Consider the following 17,885-nt stretch of genomic DNA (forward strand, 5'->3'; position numbering starts at 1 on the left):
TTTTGGATAATATACTGGTCATTATTTTAAGTGCGACGGCGATTGCTACCGTACTCAATATTTTATTCAAACGCATTAACCTTCCGACGATTATCGGTTATATTTTAACCGGTTTTGCGATCGCTTCGTTTTTTAATCTTCGTAACAACGACTCGTTAACGCATATCGCGGAATTCGGTATCGTTTTTTTAATGTTCACGATCGGTTTGGAATTTTCGCTTAAACACTTGCTCAGCATGAAGCGCGACGTTTTCGTTAACGGCTTTTTACAGGTTCTACTAGCCGGAGGCATTATTTCGCTTAGTGCCGAATACCTTTTCGGCATGGATCGAAAGAGTGCGATTATCGTGGGCTATGCCTTGGCACTCTCTTCAACGGCGATTGTTTTGAAGATTCTAAACGATACCGGAACGATGCATACGATCTACGGGCGAAAGTCGTTGGGTATCTTGTTGTTTCAAGATATTGCCGTGATTCCGATCTTGTTGATGATCAATATTTTTTCCAATCAGACCAGTACGCTCTCGTCGCTTTTGTTGGAAACGTTGATTAGTGCGGTCATTATTTTAGGGTTAATGTACCTCATCGGAAAATATTTATTGAATCGTTTTTTATCGCTCGTGGTATGGGCGGATACGCAAGAAATTTTTATCGCGTCGGTGTTATTGTTGGTCGTCGGAGCTTCATTTTTAGCGCATACGTTTGGATTTTCATACTCTTTAGGTGCTTTTTTAGCGGGCATGATGATGTCCGATACGCAGTATAAACATCAAATCGAAGCGGACTTGGTTCCCTTCCGCGATATTTTACTCGGTCTGTTTTTTATTACCGTCGGTATGCAAATCGATATTGCCTTGATCGAAAAACACTACGATTGGATTTTGATTCTTTTAGCGGCTATTTTGGCGATTAAAATCGGGGTCGTTTATGTGATACTCGTGTGGAGGCAAGGCAGTCGTATTGCGCTTAAAACGGCTTTGGCATTGTGTCAGGGCGGCGAATTTTCGCTTGCGGTCTTAGCGTTGGCGAGCTCCTCTTCGCTTTTAAGTCAGACTACGGCGCAAGTTTTAATCGTCACGGTCGTTATTTCAATGGTTTTAACACCTTTTATTCTCAAAAATATGCAAAAAATCGTTAATGCTATTACCAAAGAGCCCAACGTCGGTGATTTTAGAATTCACTCATCAGGCATCAAAGATCATATTATCGTCTGCGGATACGGAAAGCTCGGGCAAGAGATCGTTTATCGATTGAAAAAAATGAACGTTAATTATTTGGTATTGGAACACGACATTACACTCGTCAAGCTCGGGCAAAGCAGAGGCGAACCCGTTTACTTCGGAAATGCCGCCGAAAAAATTATTTTAAAAAATGCCTTTGTCGAAGATGCCAAAGCAGTGATTATCGCCATTAACAACGAGAAAAAGCTGATTTTACTCTGTGAAGTGCTTAAATCTTTCGGAACACCGATCAAAATCGTCGCCAAAGCCAGCGACTTTGAAGAGAAAAAACTGCTCAAAGCCTTACAGATTCGCCACATCGTCAATGAAGGACGCGAAGCGGCGAAAGCTCTTTTGAAAGAGGCGATGGAAGCGTCTTAACGCGTGAGAAAAAGTGCCAGTTCGTCGCTGAGAAAATAATCTTGATTGAAAAGACGATCGTTGATTTGCACGAGCTTTTTTTCGTGAAGCAAAATGGCGGCATTTTCACGCTCTCGTTGCGATAACAGCGATGTTAGAACGCCGACGTTGCTTCGCAATCCTAAAAAAATCTTTTCGACATGTAAGTCTTCTAGGCTAAGCATTTCGGTACGTCTTGCCAGAGGATTTTGCACGTATGCTTCGATTTCGCTCGGAGGATAAAAACGCCGATCGTCGAAAAACCCGACCGCTCCGGCACCGACTCCCATATAATTTTCATGAAGCCAATATCCTGTATTGTGCCTGCTTTGGTAACGGCCGAAGTTGGAGATTTCGTATTGGGGAAAACCCGCTTCGACGATGGACGCGACAAACGCACGTGCGAGTTCTTCGGAGGGATTGGTCGTCTCGTTTCTCCCGAAAAAAGGCGTGTTTTCTTCCAGCGTGAGCGCATAAGCGCTGATGTGATTGATCGGAAGAGAGCACGCAATACGCAAGTCTTCGTTTAAAAGTGCTTCCGTGTCGTACGCCGTTGCATAAATGAGATCGACGGAGAGGTTTCGTATACCGGCGTTAAAAGCGTTTTCGACGGCACGAATCGCCGTGACGGGCGTATGGTTTCGTCCTAAGAAGGCAAGCTTTTGCGCATGGAAACTCTGTACGCCGAAACTGATACGGTTAACGCCCAAAGCATGCATGGTTTGCAACCACGAAAGGGTCGCCGAATGCGGATTTGCCTCGGTCGTGATTTCGGCATCCGGAGTCAAATAGGGCGTTATAAGCGCAAAAAAAGGCTCATACCGCGCCGCATCGATGCACGAAGGCGTTCCGCCTCCGATAAATAACGAACGGATGCTTTGTTTTTCGATGGCGTTTTGTTCCAGTTCAAAGCGGAGTTGGTCGTTGATCGCCGACATGTAAGCTTTTTTCAGCGTTGATTTAGTGTCGTACGAGTTAAAGGCGCAGTAATGACACTTACTGTCGCAAAAAGGGATATGAAGGTAGGCTAGCACGGGATTCCTCGGTATCAAGCAAGTTTAATGACTTTTTGGCTACTATTTTAACAAAAATATAGAGGTAATGTATAAGCATGGAATCTCCAAAACGATACAGACCCAATGTTGCCGCCGTCATCGTCTCCGATAAATATCCGTTTAAGTGCGAGCTTTTTATTGCCAGCCGCAGCGATATCGAAGGTGCATGGCAATTTCCTCAAGGAGGCATTGACGCGGGGGAAACTCCCAAAGATGCGCTTTACCGAGAGCTTGAAGAAGAAATCGGCACGGCAGAGGTAGAGATTATCGCCGAATTTCCCGAATGGCTACAGTACGATTTTCCTCAAAAGATAGCCCAAAAAATGTACCCTTTTGACGGACAGAGTCAAAAGTACTTTTTAGTCAGGCTTAAAAAAGACGCTAAGCTCAATTTGGCGACGAAAGAGCCGGAATTTAACGACTATAAATTTGTCGCGTTAGAAGAGATTTTCGATTTTATCACCTATTTCAAGCGTCCGGTATACAAACAAGTGTTAGAATATTTTAAAAAAGAAGGGTATTTGTAAGATGTTGATCGTCCAGAAATACGGCGGTACGAGTGTCGGAAACGTCGAAAGAATCGACGCGGTAGCCGCTAGAGTGATTGAAAGTAAAAAAGCAGGACACGATCTTGTCGTGGTCGTTTCCGCTATGAGCGGAGAGACCAATAAATTGTTGGAATTTGCGGGATTTTTTAGTCAAACGCCCAATCATCGCGAAGTTGACATGTTGCTCAGTTCGGGCGAACGCGTTACAAGCGCGTTGCTGGCTATCGCATTGGAAGCCAAAGGCTATCCCGCCGTTTCCATGAGCGGAAGACGTGCCGGTATCGTGACCGATATGATTCATACGAAAGCTAGAATCGAGTATATCGATACGACGGAGATGAAAAAAACACTCGGTGAAGGTAAAATTATCGTCGTCGCGGGTTTTCAAGGCGTTAGCGATAACGGCGAAGTTACGACGCTCGGACGCGGCGGTAGCGATTTGTCCGCCGTAGCGGTTGCCGGAGCATTGGAAGCGGACCTTTGCGAGATTTATACCGATGTGGACGGCGTGTATACGACCGACCCTCGAATCGAGCCTAAAGCTAAAAAACTCGATAAGATTAGCTATGAAGAGATGTTGGAACTTGCCAGCTTGGGTGCAAAAGTGTTGCAAAGCCGTTCGGTCGAATTGGCGAAGAAACTCAACGTCAACTTGGTAACGCGCAGTAGTTTTAACCATCATGAAGGAACACTCATTACAAAGGAAGAAAATATTATGGAACAACCGTTAGTGAGCGGCATCGCTTTAGATAAAAATCAAGCACGCGTGACGCTTCGAGGCGTTACCGATAAACCGGGTATTGCCGCAGAGATTTTTCAAAAATTAGCCGATTGCAACGTAAACGTCGATATGATTATTCAAAACGTGGGGTATGACGGTACGACGAACCTCGGTTTTACCGTACCGCAAAACGAGCTTGAAGTGACCAAACAAGCGATGAGCGAACTCAAAGCCAGCGAGATTATGCAATACGACAGCGACATCGTTAAAGTTTCCGTCGTCGGCGTGGGTATGAAATCGCACAGCGGCGTTGCCTGCAAAGCGTTTTCCACGATGGCAAAAGAGGGCATCAATATCGAGATGATCAGCACGAGCGAAATTAAGATTTCGATGGTGATTCAGGCCAAATACGGTGAACTTGCCGTCCGAGCCCTTCATAGCGCATACCAGCTGGATAAATAGTTAATGCAACAGTTCTTAAAGTGGACCTTAGAGCAAATACGCAAAGACGGCTCTTCGATGAGTTGGATGGAAGAGAAGCGGTTCGAATGGGTGCCGCTTTGTGCTTCCATGCTTAAAAATTTACTGGACGGGCATACCTTTATCGTCGTAACGGACGATGATAGGGCGTGGTTTTGCCATTACCTGCTTCGCGCGGTCAATAATCGTCAGAAAAATCGTCCGCTTTTACCTTTCATCGCGTTGCAAACACTTTATCCCAATTTGTATCAGGTCAAAAATAACGAAGACATCGAGCTTTTAGAAGATATGCTCTCTCAAGCGTTTCCCGGCGGTTATACCTTCTTTTACGTCGGTAAGAACAGCGATATTAAAATGCAAATCGCTAAACGCAAAGACGATAGCTTTATGTGGATTATGGACGAACACATCCAAAACAGTTTCTACCTTTTAAGCGACGACGACAGCTTGGATATTAAATTGATTCAACTTTTTAGACTTCTCGATAAAAGTATCGATGCCGTGCTTTTTGCTGAGGTTGCGTTTGAAAATGAGTGACGAAGAGGTTTTAAGCCATATTTTTATTTGTAAAAATGTGGAAAAAGCCAAAGAGCATTTAAGCCTTTTGTTGGACAAAAAAAGGCATCTGTTTTTTGTGAAAGACGAATTTTTGATGGAAGACGCCAAAGAAGTTATCAAAGAGGCGTACGTCGCCGAAGCGGCAGATAAATACCTGATTTTGGTCGCAAAAAGCTACCGCATCGAAGCTCAAAACGCACTTTTAAAAATTTTAGAAGAACCGCCGCGTCACATCGTTTTTATCGTAGTCGCCCCTTCAAAAACGGCACTTCTCCCGACGATTCGTTCCCGATTGGCATATAAGGAATTGGCGGTCGAACACGAACGCATTCGCAGCGAACTTGTGCTTTCCAAACTGGATATCTCCGATATTTACGCATTTGTGCAAGCCCACCAAACGATTGAGAAAAATGCACTTAAAGAGTTGGTGCAAGGGATCGTTTACGAAGCGATTCACGAATATCGTCTCCATTTTAGCGAGAAGGAGCTGGAGCATTTTCAAAAGCTTTTGCATTTGGTCGAGCTCAATTCCAGACCGCAAACGATTCTCACATCGCTTTTGCTTTCCGTGATGTTAAGGAAACACCGTGAAACTCTATGAACTTTCGTCTGCTTCCGATGTCAAAACGGTATTGGAGCGTCTGGGCGTTACGCACGAAGGGCAGAAGCTTTTAGTCCCGAAAAGCAGATTGCACTTGATTTATATCCGTGATCTGAAAACACCGGCGGCCAATATCTTAAAACAAGATGCACTCAGTATCGGTGCGGATTTGGCAGTACCCAAAGAGACGGTGACATGTAGCGTTCCTTTGGTTGATGCGCTCTTGATTGCCAACGAAAAACAGCTCAAAGAGCTGATTCAAAAAGAAAAAGCACAACCTTTCGGACTCAAAACGGTTTCTAATGCGTTGACATCGCTTGTAAAGCAGCCCGTTGATGACAATGCCTTCGAGGTGATGGGCGTCGTGAATGCCAATGAAGACAGTTTTTTTCAAGGCAGTCGTTTTCACGGAGACGCCGCGTTATCGCATATCGTATCGATGATCGACGAGGGAGCTACGATCATCGATTTGGGCGGCGTTTCCAGCCGCCCCGGAAGCCTCGGCGTTAGCGAAGAGGAAGAACTTTCGCGCGTTCGCCCGATTATCGATTTGATTGCACACCACAACCTGACATGTAAGGCGCGTTTTTCGTTAGATAGCTATTCGCCGCTTTGCCTTGAATACGCACTTTCACGCGGTTTTTCGATCGTAAACGATATTACCGCTTTGTCCGACGATGCGGTGGCGAGCGTTGCGGCAAAATACCGAGCAACGGTTGTTTTGATGCATATGCAAAACGATCCTACGACGATGCAATGTGAGCCCGTTTACGATAACGTTGTTTTAGCCGTCGATGCATTTTTTGAAGAGCGTATCGAAAAGGCGAAACGGTTTGGAATTTCCGATATGATTTTAGACGTAGGCATCGGTTTTGGAAAAACGCTTGAGCATAATTTACAACTTTTAAAACATCACGCTCACTTTTTGCGTTTCGGTTATCCGCTTTTAGTCGGAGCGAGTCGAAAATCGATGATCGACAAAATTATTCCCACGCCCGTCGAAGAGCGATTGCCCGGAACGCTTGCGTTGCATCTCAAAGCTTACGAAGAGGGTGCGACGATCATCCGTGCGCATGACGTTAAAGCACATGTACAAGCCCTGAGTGTGTTTAAAGCACTCCATTTGACTGTTTAGGATAGTAATTGTGGAAAAAATAATGGATCTTTTAAATCGTATCAGCACGCTTTATGCGATTCCTCAATGGATCGTCAATAGCGGTGCTATCGCGATTTGTATTATCTTGGTCGCTTCGCCTTTTGTAGCACGTTTTTTAATGCGACCTAAGTATTATAAATTTCGTGAAATGCTTTTATTTAAAGTGTTATGGCGATGGAAATACAAAAAAGGCGACATTATCGCACTTTGGTGTTATTGTCCGAAGTGCCGCGCAATGTTGTTTTGCGATGACGAGAATTGTCGAACGACGGACGTTTTACAAGATAAAATTACCTTTTTCGTATGTAACGAATGCGGCGGAAACGAACTCGGGCGCGTGGTAGGCGGCGATAGACGCTATGCGCTCAGTTTGGTCAGACGCGATATTTGGAGGCATATTAAAGACGGAACGTATAACGAGGTTGCCAAAGCGACCAAAGAGGCTTTGGAACTGTTGCAACACCTCGAAGAGGAACGAAAAGCACAAGAACTTCACGACACTACGCAAGAACCGTCCACGCTACAAGAAGCAATGCCACATGCGCCTTTGCTCAAAACATGCCAAGATAACGAAACGCCTCAAGAACCTTTAATGAATTCGGCTGAGGACAAACTTTCTTCGACTACAGAAGAAGCGTCGCAATCAAACGATGATGCTTCCATACCTCCTCAAGAGGAACAAAATAACGAAAAACAAGAGAACGTAGAGGAAGCAAAACCTGAGGCAGAGCGTCATGGAGTTTGAGTTTTACTACTATCTCATTTTTCTTGCGACGGGCGTGATTGCCGGATTTATCGATTCAATTGCCGGAGGCGGAGGGATTATCACGATTCCCGTTTTGTTGGCTTCGGGTATGCCGCCGCATATTGCTCTTGCGACCAATAAACTCCAAGGAACGTTTGGAAGCGGTATGGCGTCGTTCAATTTTATTCGCAAAGGCTTCATTCACTGGCATGAAGTTGCTATCGGCGTTTGGTATACGTTTATCGGTGCGGCATTTGGAACGTATGCTATTTTACTCTTAGACGCAAGCGTGTTGGCGAAGACGATTCCTTTGATGCTCGTCGCTATTTTTGTTTATACGCTCTTATCGCCGAAAATGGGCGAAAACGATCGTCACGCTTATTTGGGGCAGCATCTTTTTTTCCTGATTTTCGGTTTAGGTATCGGTTTTTACGACGGATTTTTCGGTCCGGGAACGGGTACGTTTTGGACGATTGCATTGGTTGCGCTTTTAGGTTTAAATCTTAAAAAAGCGACGGCTCAAACGAAAGTGATGAACTTTACGAGCAACGTCGTCTCCTTAGCGGTTTTCCTGTACAGCGGCAATGTTTTACTCTTAGTAGGTCTCTTAATGGGTATAGGTCAACTGATCGGTGCCTACGTGGGTTCCAACATGGTCATTCACAAAGAGGTAAAGTTTATTCGACTCTTTTTTTTAACGATGGTTGCTTTGACGCTCATCAAACTTATTTACGGTAGTTATTTTTCATGACACATCACGATTATTTAGACAAAGTCTCCTTGGCAAACACGTGGGCGAAAGCCTATTACGTCGATGACGCTCCTTTGGCGAGCGATGAAGAGTATGACCTTCTGTATCATGAGATCGTAGCGTACGAACAAGCCAATCCGCTTTTAATCGACGAGAGCAGTCCGACCAAACGCGTCGGCGGCAAGGTGCTTGAGGGTTTTGAAAAAGCGGCTCACGGCGCGCGTATGTGGAGTATGGAAGACGTATTCGATCAGTTTGAACTTGATGCGTGGATCGAACGGGTCAAAAAAGTGAAAGAAACGTTTACGTTTTATTGCGAACCCAAATTCGACGGAGCTAGTTTGAACCTCATTTACGAACACGGTTTTTTAAAACAGGCGATTACGCGAGGTGATGGAAGTATCGGCGAAGACGTCACGCAAAACGTTAAAACGATTGCATCGATTCCTTTAACGATAGAGCATCAAGGTTTGCTTGAAATTAGGGGCGAGGTCGTGATCAAAAAAGCCGATTTCGAGCGTTTAAACGACGAACGCCTTTGTGCGGGCGAAGCCCTTTTCGCCAATCCGCGAAATGCCGCCGCGGGCAGTTTACGGCAGTTGGATACGAGTGTGACCTCAAAGCGTAAGTTAATGTTTTATCCTTGGGGTATCGGGATGAATTCCTTGACGCAGAGCCGATTGAGCGAACGTATGGCGTATGTATACGGTTTGGGTTTTTTAAAGCCTCCGCGTATTCTCGTGACGTCTCATATCGAAGCGGTTCATGCCCTCTATAACGAACTGATCGCGACACGCGATGCGATTGAAATGATGATGGACGGTATGGTTGTGAAAATCGATGAAATCGCACTGCAAGAAGAGTTAGGCTACACGGTAAAGTACCCGCGTTGGATGGTTGCGTTTAAATTTCCGGCGATCGAAAAAGTAACGACGATCAACGCTATTACCCTTCAAGTCGGACGTACGGGCGTGGTAACGCCCGTGGCGGAGGTCGAAGCGGTCAATATCGAGGGCGTCATCGTCGAACGTGCAACCTTGCATAACTTTGATGAGATAGAGCGCAAGGATATTCGCATTCACGATACCGTGATTATTATTCGAAGCGGCGACGTTATTCCTAAAATTATTAAAGTGCTCGAATCAAGGCGTAAGGGCAACGAAATCGTTCCGACGCGTCCGATGCATTGTCCCGTTTGCGGCGAAGAGCTTTTGGACGAAGGGGCGTTGATCAAGTGTCAAAACCTTTCGTGCGACGCAAGGATTTTAGGGGCGATGATTCACTTTGCGTCTAAAAAAGCACTGAACATCGACGGGCTCGGCGACAAAATTATCGAGCAGCTTTATGCGCAAAAATTGATCTTACATGTCAAAGACCTTTTTACGCTTACAATGGATGATCTTTTAACCTTAGAAGGCTTTAAAGAGAAAAAAGCACGCAATCTTTTGGAGGCGATTGCGTCGTGCAAAGGCGTCGCATTAGAAAAATTTATCAATGCCTTAGGGATTGAGCATATCGGCGAAGTGGCGGCAAAGAAAATCGCACGCGCATTCGGCAACGAATGGCTACAGGCGCATTACGACGCGGTCATTGCGTTAGAGGGATTCGGCGAGGAGATGGCGAAAAGCTTGATGGAGTTTATTCGCGTTAATGCTCAAGAAACACAAGAATTGATGGCGATTTTAGAACCTACATGTCAGAAATTGGAGATTACCGAGTCGGTTTTTACGGGGAAAACCGTTGTTTTAACGGGTGCGATGAGCGAATCTCGCGATGCGATTAAAGAGCGGCTTGAAAAACTGGGGGCAAAAGTCAGCGGGAGCGTTTCCAAAAAAACCGACTTCGTAATTTACGGCGACGATGCGGGAAGCAAACTCTCCAAAGCGCAAGAACTCGGCGTTAAAACTCTCAGCGAACACGAAATGGCGGAGATGCTTGATGAGGCTTGATCGCTACGTTTTTGAACACGGGTTTGCGCAAAGCCGCAATAAAGCTTCCGAGCTGATCGCCGAGGGGAGTGTTTGGGTCAACGGACACGTTGAGAAAAAAAGCGCTTACGAAGTCGTAGCGAACGATTGTGTCGAAGTGAGTAAGATTCATGCTTATGTGAGCCGTGCGGGGCTTAAATTGCGTGGATTTTTAAACGAATACCGCATGATCGAAGCCCAAGATCAAGAAGTTTTGGATATCGGAAGCAGTACGGGCGGATTTGTGCAGGTATGGTTGGAAGAGGGGGCACGCTCGATTACGGCGGTCGACGTCGGAAGCGAGCAGTTACATGTCAGTTTACGTGAAGATGAACGTATTTTGGTCTACGAAAATACCGACATTCGCACGTTTACCCCAGAGAAAACCTACGGTATCGTCAGTTGCGACGTCTCGTTTATCGGTCTGACGACGATTCTAGAAAGCATCGATCGTTTAGCACACGACTGGATTATTCTTTTGTTTAAACCCCAGTTCGAAGTCGGCAAAGAGGTTAAACGCTCTTCCAAAGGCGTGGTTAAAGATAGCTCGGCTATCATTCGCGCACAACATCGCTTTGAAGCACACGCTCTTTCTTTCGGATGGACGTTGGTTTCCAAATGCGATTCAACGCTTCAAGGAAAAGAGGGGAATGTTGAAACGTTCTACTGTTTTAAAAAAAGATAGCGTCGATACCCTTGCCATCGGCAGTTTTGACGGTATGCACGTTGGGCACAGACAACTTTTAAAACACCTTGGAGCTAACGGTGCGCTTTTTGTGATCGACAAAGATCAAGCCAATCTGACTCCGGGCGTTAAGCGTAGCGAATATGCGGGCTATCCGTGTATGTTTTTTCATTTTCTCAAAGTAAAAAATATGAGCGGCGAAGAGTTTGTCGCACTACTTAAACGCGAATTTATTCATCTCAAAAAACTGGTCGTCGGATACGATTTTTGTTTCGGCAAACACCGTTCGTGTACGGCAATCGATTTACGTACCTTTTTTGACGGCGAAGTCGTCATCGTGGACGAGTTTAGCTATCGAGGCGTTTCGGTTCACTCGAGTGCGATCCGCGACTACTTAAAAGAAGCAAAACTAGAAGAAGCAAACCGTTTTTTAGGGCGTGAATACGCAATAATCGGCGATGTGATTGCGGGGCAGGGAATCGGTAAATCACACCTTTTTGCCACGCTCAATCTGAAAGTACACGAGTATCTGATTCCCGCCGAGGGCGTTTACGCAACGCGCACGAAGATTCGCGATAACATTTACGACTCGGTTTCGTTTATCGGCATTCGAGAGAGCACGGACGGGCGTTTTTCGATTGAAACGCATATCTTAGACCTTGATATCGGTAACGTTGAAGGAAGCGTACAGCTCTCTTTCGTGCATTTTTTACGAGAAAATAGACGATTTGAAAGCTTGGAGGCGTTAAAAAAAGAGATTCAAACGGATATTCAAAAAGCGCGTCTCTTTTTGAAAACATGCCGTTTTTATTTGGGAGATTTTTCGTGATGGACGATACGCTTTTTTCAAAACCGATTTCGAAACAGTTTGAATTCGACGAAGACGTTGCCGTCGTTTTCGACGACATGTTGGAACGTTCTATCCCTTTTTACAAGGAAGTCATTGAATTGACATGTGATTGTATCGTACGGCACGTTCCTTCTTGCGCCTCGATCGTGGATTTGGGGTGTTCGACCGCTAACACGCTTTTGACGCTTTATAAAAAAAGCGATAAAAGTTATCGGTTGTTGGGCGTCGATAATTCCGAAGCGATGTTGCATCTAGCACGGCAAAAAGTGCATGCGTACGGAGCGCACATGAGCTTTCTCAACGCCGACATTACCGAAGTGGCACTTGAACCCCACGATGCGATTATCGCTAATTATATGCTTCAGTTTATTCGCCCTTTACAGCGAAGTGCGTTTGTTCAAAAACTCTATAATGCCCTCAAACCTCAGGGTATTTTACTTTTGAGCGAGAAAATCGTTTTTGACGATAAAGTGCTTAACAAGCAGATGATTGACGTATATTACGATTTTAAACGCAAACAAGGCTATAGCGATTTTGAGATAGCGCAAAAACGCGAAGCTTTGGAAAACGTTTTGATTCCTTATACCGAACAAGAAAATAAAGCCATGCTGGAAGAGGTCGGATTTGAAACGATAGAGACGCTTTTTAAATGGGGAAATTTTGCAACGTTCATCGCAAAGAAAAAGGGGTAAATCCCCTTTTTAATGCTGTGGGTGGAATAATTTAGGGTATTTGTTCTTCATATAGGTAATGACCTCGATAATCTCGTCGAATCCCATTTCCGCATCGTCGTCTTCGTCTTCAAAAACTTCGTCGATACTTTTTAAATAAAGATCAATCGCTTTAGGAAGGTCTTCTTTTTTCGCGCCCGCAAAAAAGAGTGCCGCACCTAACATGTCGGCTAATTGCATCGCCATCTCTTCGATCTCTTCTTCGGCGCGTTGAAGTTCGTGTTGAAGTTCGTGTTGAAGATCTTTCTTTTCCATAGATTATCCTTTTGACGCGATAATATTCGTCACTTGTGACTTAATCGCATCATACGTAAACGCATCTTTAAAACTGCTGAGAAGTCCTCCGCTTGCGTTGTGATGTCCGCCGCCGTTTGCAAGGTGTGCCGCCATCTTACTGACGTCGACTTTACCGTTGGAGCGTAGACTGATCGTCTTTTTCGAGGTAACGTCCATGAAAAAATCGAAATCGGGATTGGCGGTTAAAAAGTCGTTTCCGATAATCGAGACGTTTCCGATGTTGTACGTGAGAATACCTTGGTACTCTTTGTAGGTGATGCGCATTTTTTCTTTGGCATTGCTTAGTAAAACGACGTTGTATGCGGAAACGAGATTGCTAAGCGTATCGTTTTTATCCGTTTGAAAAAAGGCTTTTTTCAAGCCGTGTACCGCATCGTCCAAGGCGATATGCGCACCCTCTTGCGTAAAAAATGCCTGCGCATTGTGAAGAAGATTGAAAATATAAGCGGTATTTTCGTGCGGGAACATCACTTTATTAACTTCTTTAGCACCGCTAACCATTCCCATGCAGACTTTGCCGAGCTCAAAATGCGGGTCGTTTTCGAGCCAAATATCGACGGCATTGACGACATCGACGAAATGCGAAAGTTTTGCATCGTGACCGTAAATGGAACTAAAAAAATCGTAGGTAATTTTAGTGGCGCAACGCATGGAATCGAGGTAATACCATTCAAACGTTTCGGCGCATTCAAAGCCGGATTTATGATGATCCAACAAGAGCAGTTGAATCTCTTTTTCGCAAATCGTGGCTTTGGATTCAAACTCCTTAGCCTGCTCCATCGTGAGATTTAAATCGGTGATGAGAATGACGTGTTTCTCGATGGAAGAAGCTTGGATGGATTCTAAAATTTGGTTGAAGCATTCGTTGATTTCTTTGCCGTAGTTGGAATTGTAAAATACGATAGAATCAAAATAGCGTGCACTCACCATCTGACAACCGTAGCCGTCTAGGTCCGTATGCGAGAGGTGGTGGAGAAGATAATTCATAAAAATCCTTACATGTAAAGTTTAAAGTTTGTCGATTTCGATGGAACCCATCACCTCGAATTTTGAAGCCGAATCGATCTCTGCGTGCGAAAGAACGACGATATCGAGACCGAACTTTTCAAAAATGTCCGATAACGATTTGCGAAGCATCGGATCGACGATGATAATTACCGGTGCGACGCCTTTATGCAAAAGCTTTCCCGCTTCGTCGCTACAGACTTTAACGAGTAAATTGATTTGACCGATGTTGAGCATCAAATCGCGCACGCCGTCGCGATCTTTTAGTGAATCTAACAGTTTTTGTTCGGTCGCGGCATTAAACGTTAAAAGCTTTAAAACGCCGTTTTCGTCTTTGTACAGTTTCGTAATGACGCGGGCAAGCCGTGCGCGCACCTGTTCGACGATAATCGAGACGTTTTTCGTCACTTCGGCAATGTCGCTGATCGTCTCGATGATCGTGAGCAGATCTTTAATCGGAATTTTTTCATGCAACAAGGCTTTGAGCACTTTTTGAATCAAACCGATATTGGCAACTTTGAGACAATCTCCCACGACGACCGGATAATCTTTTTGGAGTTTGTCGACGAGGCTTTGCACCTCTTGGCGCGTGAGCAACTCTTCGGAGTATTTTTTAATCAATTCGCTTAAATGCGTTGAAATAACGGTCGCCGGATCGACCGTCGTATAGCCTTTGATAATCGCGTCTTCTTTAATATTGGCATCAATCCAAATTGCATCCAGTCCGAAAGCCGGCTCTTTGGTCGGGATACCTTGAACTTTATCGATGGTCAAGCCGCTGTCCATCGCCAAAAATTTATCGGGATAGATTTCGCCGCTACCGATTTCGATGCCTTTTAATAAAAGTTGATAATGGTTCGGCGCAAGATGTAAGTTATCGCGGATACGAACTTGCGGGATCAAATAACCAAAATCGGAGGCAATTTTGCGACGCATACTTTTCACGCGATCCAGAAGGTCTCCGCCTTGTGCGGGATCGGCTAATTTGATGAGTTGATACCCCAAGTCAAGCTCTAAAATTTCCAATTTTAAAATATCGTTGAGCGTGTTTTCTTCTTCTTTGCGCAACTCTTCGGGACTTTTTTTCGGAGCTTGGGACGTTTGTGCCTTTGCTTCGGCTTCTTGCTTGGCTTTTTGCACGGCTGCGGGCGTGGATGCAAAAAAAGATTGTAGTGAAAAATGGCCGTCGTGCGTTTGTTTGATCAAGTACGCCAATCCTAAAAAGATCAATCCGACAAATGCGAGCGAAAGACTCGGAAGCCCTGGAACCAAGGCAAAAAGAACTAAAATAAAGCCGACGATCGCCAAGGTTTTGTAGTCGCCGAAGAGTTGGTTGACCGCTCCGTCGGAAAAGCTCGATTCATCGGCTTTATTGGCGCGCGTGATGATAATACCCGTCGCGGTCGAGGTGATGAGTGCAGGAAGTTGGGAGACCAGACCGTCCCCGATCGTTAAAATCGTATACGTCGATGCACTGGTCGCTAAATCGAGTCCGTGTTGAAACGCTCCGATTAAAAAGCCGCCGATAATGTTAATGATCGTAATGATAATACCCGCAACCGCGTCGCCTTTGACGAATTTACTCGAACCGTCCATCGCTCCGTAAAAATTGGCTTCTTGAATAATCTCTTCACGGCGTTTACGTGCGGCTTTTTCATCGATCAGTCCTGCATTAAGATCCGCATCGATCGCCATTTGTTTTCCGGGCATCGCATCTAGGGTAAAACGTGCCGCAACTTCCGCAACGCGGGTCGAACCTTTGGTAATAACCATAAAATTGATTAAAACGAGAATCGAAAAGACGATAACGCCGATAACGTAATTACCGCCGACGACGAATTGTCCGAAGCTAGAAATTATCTCGCTTACCGCGTCCGGTCCATTGTGTCCGTTGGTTAAAATCATACGCGTCGTCGAAATGTTCAATGCCAAACGATAGAGCGTAATAATCAAAATAAGCGTCGGAAACGTTGTCAAATCGGTCGGTTTAGGGATATAAAGCGAAATCAGAATAATCAAAACGGAGATCGACAATGAAATAACAAGAAAAAAATCGAGTACGGGACTGGGAAGCGGAACGATGATAATCGCTAAAATCGCAACGATAAAAACGACAATCGTTAAGTCTTTCGACTTAATGATCGGTTCTAAATACGGGATAATACGCCTGAGCAACTCATTTTGATTTTTTGCCAATAAAGACCTCTAAATTTCGATAATATCTTTAAGTGTCATATTATCCAAAAAATGGTCAATTTTTGATTGAAGTCTATTTAAGATCGGCCAAACGCGGCAAAAATCTCCTTTGCCTCCGGGACATTTTTGCGATGACGGAGAACATTCGAAGACAACGGTTTGTTTTTTTTCGGCACATTCGACAATGGCTTTGAGCGTTAATTCATCCGGTTTTTTTGCCAGCATAAAACCGCCGTGAGCGCCTTTAAAAGAGCTTAAAATATTTTCTTTGGCAAGCGATTGGAGGATTTTGGCTAAGAAGCTTTTGGAAATACCTAATTGGTTTGAGAGCGTATCGACGTCTTGCGGCGAGTTTTTTTGTGCAATAATAATCAGTGACAATAGAGCGTATTCGCTAGCTTTGGTTAAGAGCATCCATGCATCCTCGGTTTTCTTTAATTAAGAGAAATATTGTACTAAATAAACGTTAGAGTTAGCTTTAATTCATAAGATAATTCGTATGCGTTGCCTCAAAATGTTACGGAAGGGTTTATTGACAATTTTCGTTCTTTAAGATACAATTTCAGGCTTTTGAAAAGCAACTAAATTACCAATCAGGAGGTCGTTATGGCTTTAGGTTCGGCGGAAAAACAAGTTATTGTTTCACAATTCGGTAGAAAAGAGGGTGACACAGGTTCACCGGAGGTTCAAATTGCGCTTCTTTCAAAAAGAATCAGCGATTTAACGGAACACCTTAAACTTAATGCGAAAGATCACTCTTCACGCCTTGGTCTCTTAAAACTTGTCGGACAAAGAAAACGTTTAATGCAATACCTTAAACGTAAAGATTTTGCTACGTACAGCAAAGTTATTAAAGAACTTTCTATCCGCGACAAATAATATCGTTTGTCCTTCCGTGCCGAGATAGCATTTTTTGCTATACTCGGCTTTTTTTTTGCCCCGTTTTTCCCTTTACTCCCTCTTCTTTACCGATACCGCAATAGTTTACAACAGCATTCTTTGGACTCTTTTGTTGATAATTTTATACGGTTTAACGTATAAAATATATATTTAATGTATAAAAAATAAAAAAATTAGATATTTATGTCAAATTTTATTATAAATATATACTAAAACATCATTTTTAAGATATAATAACTTATAAAATATCCTATTTATGTATAATTAATCCGGTATTGGTTAGAATCGTATACATGAAAACAAACGATATTTTTAATCTGCTTCATAATGCTGTCGAATCGAAGTATTTGGGAAAGAAGATTTCTCAGCGTGAAATGGCGGATAAACTCGGCGTATCGATGCGAACGTATCAAGATTGGAGATTAGGTAACTCCATGCCTCAAGCGGCTTTAGCGATTTTTAAAATGCTAGGCGAGCTTGATGAAGACGATGCGATCAGATTGATTAAACGTATTGTTAAAGATTCAAAGGATGCATGATGAGCACGCTCTCTCAAAATGAACGCAAAGCACTCAACGATATTTTCACGGCTATGACCGAAAAAGAGACATTTTTTTCCCGTCTTAAAGAGAGCAAAGGCGAATTGAAGCATTTTTTTAGATTGATTTTTATGCGCCATAAAAAACGTATTAAACACCCCGTTCGATAAACCCCTTTTTCGTTTCTTTCCTTCTCGCACGTTTGGTATGCGAGCATATTCACTCTTGTTTTAGCATATAGGTACTATTTAGATGGTAATTGTCATCACAACATGTTTGATCATAACTATGCAATTTTTACATATTGAGTCTAAATCACCTAGTTTTTTATAAAAAATAATACTTTTCATTATAATTTTTAAGGTTATGACGAATACCATATTACTGTTATATCACAGACAATCAAATGTATGTTGTGTTACTCAAAAAGGGGCATCATAAGAGGTATGTACGTGTCTGGCAGTGTCCCATGTTAAGGCGT

At 43.9% G+C, this 17,885-nt stretch carries 20 protein-coding genes; 15 read left to right on the forward strand and 5 right to left on the reverse strand.

Annotated elements, in window-relative coordinates; translation table 11 throughout:
* Positions 1-2: 2 nt before the first annotated feature.
* Positions 3-1,601, forward strand: coding sequence for a cation:proton antiporter (locus tag UCH003_RS05420; protein WP_060825732.1), 1,599 nt, complete (start codon positions 3-5; stop codon positions 1,599-1,601).
* Here the strand turns inward: UCH003_RS05420 and hemW are convergent.
* A complete protein-coding gene (gene hemW / locus UCH003_RS05425) occupies positions 1,598-2,653 on the reverse strand; it encodes a radical SAM family heme chaperone HemW (RefSeq protein ID WP_060825733.1) in 1,056 nt (351 codons plus the stop codon). The two genes, UCH003_RS05420 and hemW, sit on opposite strands and share 4 nt — an antisense overlap.
* 77 nt (positions 2,654-2,730) lie before the next feature.
* Here hemW and UCH003_RS05430 point away from each other — a divergent pair, with 77 nt between their 5' ends.
* The 11 genes from UCH003_RS05430 to cmoA are packed head-to-tail and all read left to right on the forward strand — an operon-like array spanning position 2,731 to position 12,428.
* Positions 2,731-3,201 carry an RNA pyrophosphohydrolase gene (locus tag UCH003_RS05430; protein WP_039672696.1) on the forward strand — a complete coding sequence of 157 codons (471 nt, stop codon included), beginning with the start codon at positions 2,731-2,733 and terminating at the stop codon, positions 3,199-3,201.
* Position 3,202: 1 nt separating this feature from the next.
* The gene (locus UCH003_RS05435) at positions 3,203-4,405 is read left to right on the forward strand and encodes an aspartate kinase (RefSeq protein ID WP_060825734.1); all 1,203 of its coding nucleotides are present in this window, start codon (positions 3,203-3,205) and stop codon (positions 4,403-4,405) included.
* Between the two features lie 3 nt (positions 4,406-4,408).
* On the forward strand, positions 4,409-4,960 hold the full coding sequence (locus tag UCH003_RS05440; RefSeq protein ID WP_039672694.1) for a HobA family DNA replication regulator: 552 nt from the start codon (positions 4,409-4,411) through the stop codon (positions 4,958-4,960).
* Positions 4,953-5,582, forward strand: coding sequence for a DNA polymerase III subunit delta' (locus tag UCH003_RS05445; RefSeq protein ID WP_060825735.1), 630 nt, complete (start codon positions 4,953-4,955; stop codon positions 5,580-5,582). The genes UCH003_RS05440 and UCH003_RS05445 overlap by 8 nt, the downstream gene beginning before the upstream one ends.
* Positions 5,569-6,717, forward strand: coding sequence for a dihydropteroate synthase (gene folP, locus UCH003_RS05450; RefSeq protein ID WP_060825736.1), 1,149 nt, complete (start codon positions 5,569-5,571; stop codon positions 6,715-6,717). Before UCH003_RS05445 ends, folP begins: the two co-directional genes overlap by 14 nt.
* Before the next feature lie 10 nt (positions 6,718-6,727).
* Positions 6,728-7,483: a hypothetical protein gene (locus UCH003_RS13805; RefSeq protein ID WP_231964814.1), complete on the forward strand. Its 756-nt coding sequence runs from the start codon at positions 6,728-6,730 to the stop codon at positions 7,481-7,483.
* Positions 7,473-8,234, forward strand: coding sequence for a TSUP family transporter (locus tag UCH003_RS05460; protein ID WP_060825737.1), 762 nt, complete (start codon positions 7,473-7,475; stop codon positions 8,232-8,234). Before UCH003_RS13805 ends, UCH003_RS05460 begins: the two co-directional genes overlap by 11 nt.
* Positions 8,231-10,183, forward strand: a complete 1,953-nt coding sequence (gene ligA, locus UCH003_RS05465) for an NAD-dependent DNA ligase LigA (protein ID WP_060825738.1) — start codon at positions 8,231-8,233, stop codon at positions 10,181-10,183. The genes UCH003_RS05460 and ligA overlap by 4 nt, the downstream gene beginning before the upstream one ends.
* A complete protein-coding gene (gene tlyA, locus UCH003_RS05470) occupies positions 10,173-10,886 on the forward strand; it encodes a 23S rRNA (cytidine-2'-O)-methyltransferase TlyA (protein WP_060825739.1) in 714 nt (237 codons plus the stop codon). The genes ligA and tlyA overlap by 11 nt, the downstream gene beginning before the upstream one ends.
* Positions 10,852-11,715 carry a bifunctional riboflavin kinase/FAD synthetase gene (locus tag UCH003_RS05475; RefSeq protein WP_060825740.1) on the forward strand — a complete coding sequence of 288 codons (864 nt, stop codon included), beginning with the start codon at positions 10,852-10,854 and terminating at the stop codon, positions 11,713-11,715. The genes tlyA and UCH003_RS05475 overlap by 35 nt, the downstream gene beginning before the upstream one ends.
* Positions 11,715-12,428 (forward strand): carboxy-S-adenosyl-L-methionine synthase CmoA, encoded by a 714-nt coding sequence (gene cmoA, locus UCH003_RS05480; protein WP_039672682.1) that lies wholly within the window; start codon positions 11,715-11,717, stop codon positions 12,426-12,428. The genes UCH003_RS05475 and cmoA overlap by 1 nt, the downstream gene beginning before the upstream one ends.
* A 9-nt stretch (positions 12,429-12,437) precedes the next feature.
* Here the strand turns inward: cmoA and UCH003_RS05485 are convergent, their stop codons facing one another.
* The 4 genes from UCH003_RS05485 to UCH003_RS05500 are packed head-to-tail and all read right to left on the reverse strand — an operon-like array spanning position 12,438 to position 16,379.
* Positions 12,438-12,722, reverse strand: a complete 285-nt coding sequence (locus tag UCH003_RS05485) for a hypothetical protein (protein ID WP_060825741.1) — start codon at positions 12,720-12,722, stop codon at positions 12,438-12,440.
* Positions 12,723-12,725: 3 nt separating this feature from the next.
* Positions 12,726-13,751: a DHH family phosphoesterase gene (locus tag UCH003_RS05490; RefSeq protein ID WP_060825742.1), complete on the reverse strand. Its 1,026-nt coding sequence runs from the start codon at positions 13,749-13,751 to the stop codon at positions 12,726-12,728.
* A gap of 21 nt (positions 13,752-13,772) precedes the next feature.
* Complete coding sequence (gene flhA / locus UCH003_RS05495; protein WP_060825743.1) at positions 13,773-15,965, reverse strand: flagellar biosynthesis protein FlhA; 2,193 nt, start codon at positions 15,963-15,965, stop codon at positions 13,773-13,775.
* A 9-nt stretch (positions 15,966-15,974) separates the two neighbouring features.
* Complete coding sequence (locus tag UCH003_RS05500) at positions 15,975-16,379, reverse strand: RrF2 family transcriptional regulator (protein ID WP_039672671.1); 405 nt, start codon at positions 16,377-16,379, stop codon at positions 15,975-15,977.
* Between the two features lie 192 nt (positions 16,380-16,571).
* On the opposite strand from UCH003_RS05500, the gene rpsO reads away from it, so the two are divergent.
* The 3 genes from rpsO (at position 16,572) to UCH003_RS13715 (ending at position 17,574) form a co-directional block, all read left to right on the forward strand.
* On the forward strand, positions 16,572-16,844 hold the full coding sequence (gene rpsO / locus UCH003_RS05505) for a 30S ribosomal protein S15 (protein ID WP_039672670.1): 273 nt from the start codon (positions 16,572-16,574) through the stop codon (positions 16,842-16,844).
* A gap of 314 nt (positions 16,845-17,158) precedes the next feature.
* The gene (locus UCH003_RS05510; protein ID WP_039672669.1) at positions 17,159-17,404 is read left to right on the forward strand and encodes a helix-turn-helix domain-containing protein; all 246 of its coding nucleotides are present in this window, start codon (positions 17,159-17,161) and stop codon (positions 17,402-17,404) included.
* The gene (locus UCH003_RS13715) at positions 17,404-17,574 is read left to right on the forward strand and encodes a hypothetical protein (protein ID WP_173636954.1); all 171 of its coding nucleotides are present in this window, start codon (positions 17,404-17,406) and stop codon (positions 17,572-17,574) included. Before UCH003_RS05510 ends, UCH003_RS13715 begins: the two co-directional genes overlap by 1 nt.
* Positions 17,575-17,885: the final 311 nt, after the last annotated feature.

The sequence above is a fragment of the Sulfurospirillum cavolei genome, assembly GCF_001548055.1.
Lineage (GTDB): Bacteria > Campylobacterota > Campylobacteria > Campylobacterales > Sulfurospirillaceae > Sulfurospirillum.

What these genes read in the sequence shown, in the direction of transcription:
- cmoA (WP_039672682.1), top strand. Translation starts at nt 11,715, where the DNA reads ATGGACGATACGCTTTTTTCAAAACCGATTTCGAAACAGTTTGAATTC.
- ligA (WP_060825738.1), top strand. Translation starts at nt 8,231, where the DNA reads ATGACACATCACGATTATTTAGACAAAGTCTCCTTGGCAAACACGTGG.
- UCH003_RS05485 (WP_060825741.1), bottom strand. Translation starts at nt 12,722, where the DNA reads ATGGAAAAGAAAGATCTTCAACACGAACTTCAACACGAACTTCAACGC.
- UCH003_RS13715 (WP_173636954.1), top strand. Translation starts at nt 17,404, where the DNA reads ATGAGCACGCTCTCTCAAAATGAACGCAAAGCACTCAACGATATTTTC.
- UCH003_RS05440 (WP_039672694.1), top strand. Translation starts at nt 4,409, where the DNA reads ATGCAACAGTTCTTAAAGTGGACCTTAGAGCAAATACGCAAAGACGGC.
- UCH003_RS05500 (WP_039672671.1), bottom strand. Translation starts at nt 16,379, where the DNA reads ATGCTCTTAACCAAAGCTAGCGAATACGCTCTATTGTCACTGATTATT.
- UCH003_RS05475 (WP_060825740.1), top strand. Translation starts at nt 10,852, where the DNA reads ATGTTGAAACGTTCTACTGTTTTAAAAAAAGATAGCGTCGATACCCTT.
- UCH003_RS05510 (WP_039672669.1), top strand. Translation starts at nt 17,159, where the DNA reads ATGAAAACAAACGATATTTTTAATCTGCTTCATAATGCTGTCGAATCG.
- rpsO (WP_039672670.1), top strand. Translation starts at nt 16,572, where the DNA reads ATGGCTTTAGGTTCGGCGGAAAAACAAGTTATTGTTTCACAATTCGGT.
- UCH003_RS05435 (WP_060825734.1), top strand. Translation starts at nt 3,203, where the DNA reads ATGTTGATCGTCCAGAAATACGGCGGTACGAGTGTCGGAAACGTCGAA.
- UCH003_RS05445 (WP_060825735.1), top strand. Translation starts at nt 4,953, where the DNA reads ATGAGTGACGAAGAGGTTTTAAGCCATATTTTTATTTGTAAAAATGTG.
- tlyA (WP_060825739.1), top strand. Translation starts at nt 10,173, where the DNA reads ATGAGGCTTGATCGCTACGTTTTTGAACACGGGTTTGCGCAAAGCCGC.
- UCH003_RS05430 (WP_039672696.1), top strand. Translation starts at nt 2,731, where the DNA reads ATGGAATCTCCAAAACGATACAGACCCAATGTTGCCGCCGTCATCGTC.
- UCH003_RS05490 (WP_060825742.1), bottom strand. Translation starts at nt 13,751, where the DNA reads ATGAATTATCTTCTCCACCACCTCTCGCATACGGACCTAGACGGCTAC.
- UCH003_RS05460 (WP_060825737.1), top strand. Translation starts at nt 7,473, where the DNA reads ATGGAGTTTGAGTTTTACTACTATCTCATTTTTCTTGCGACGGGCGTG.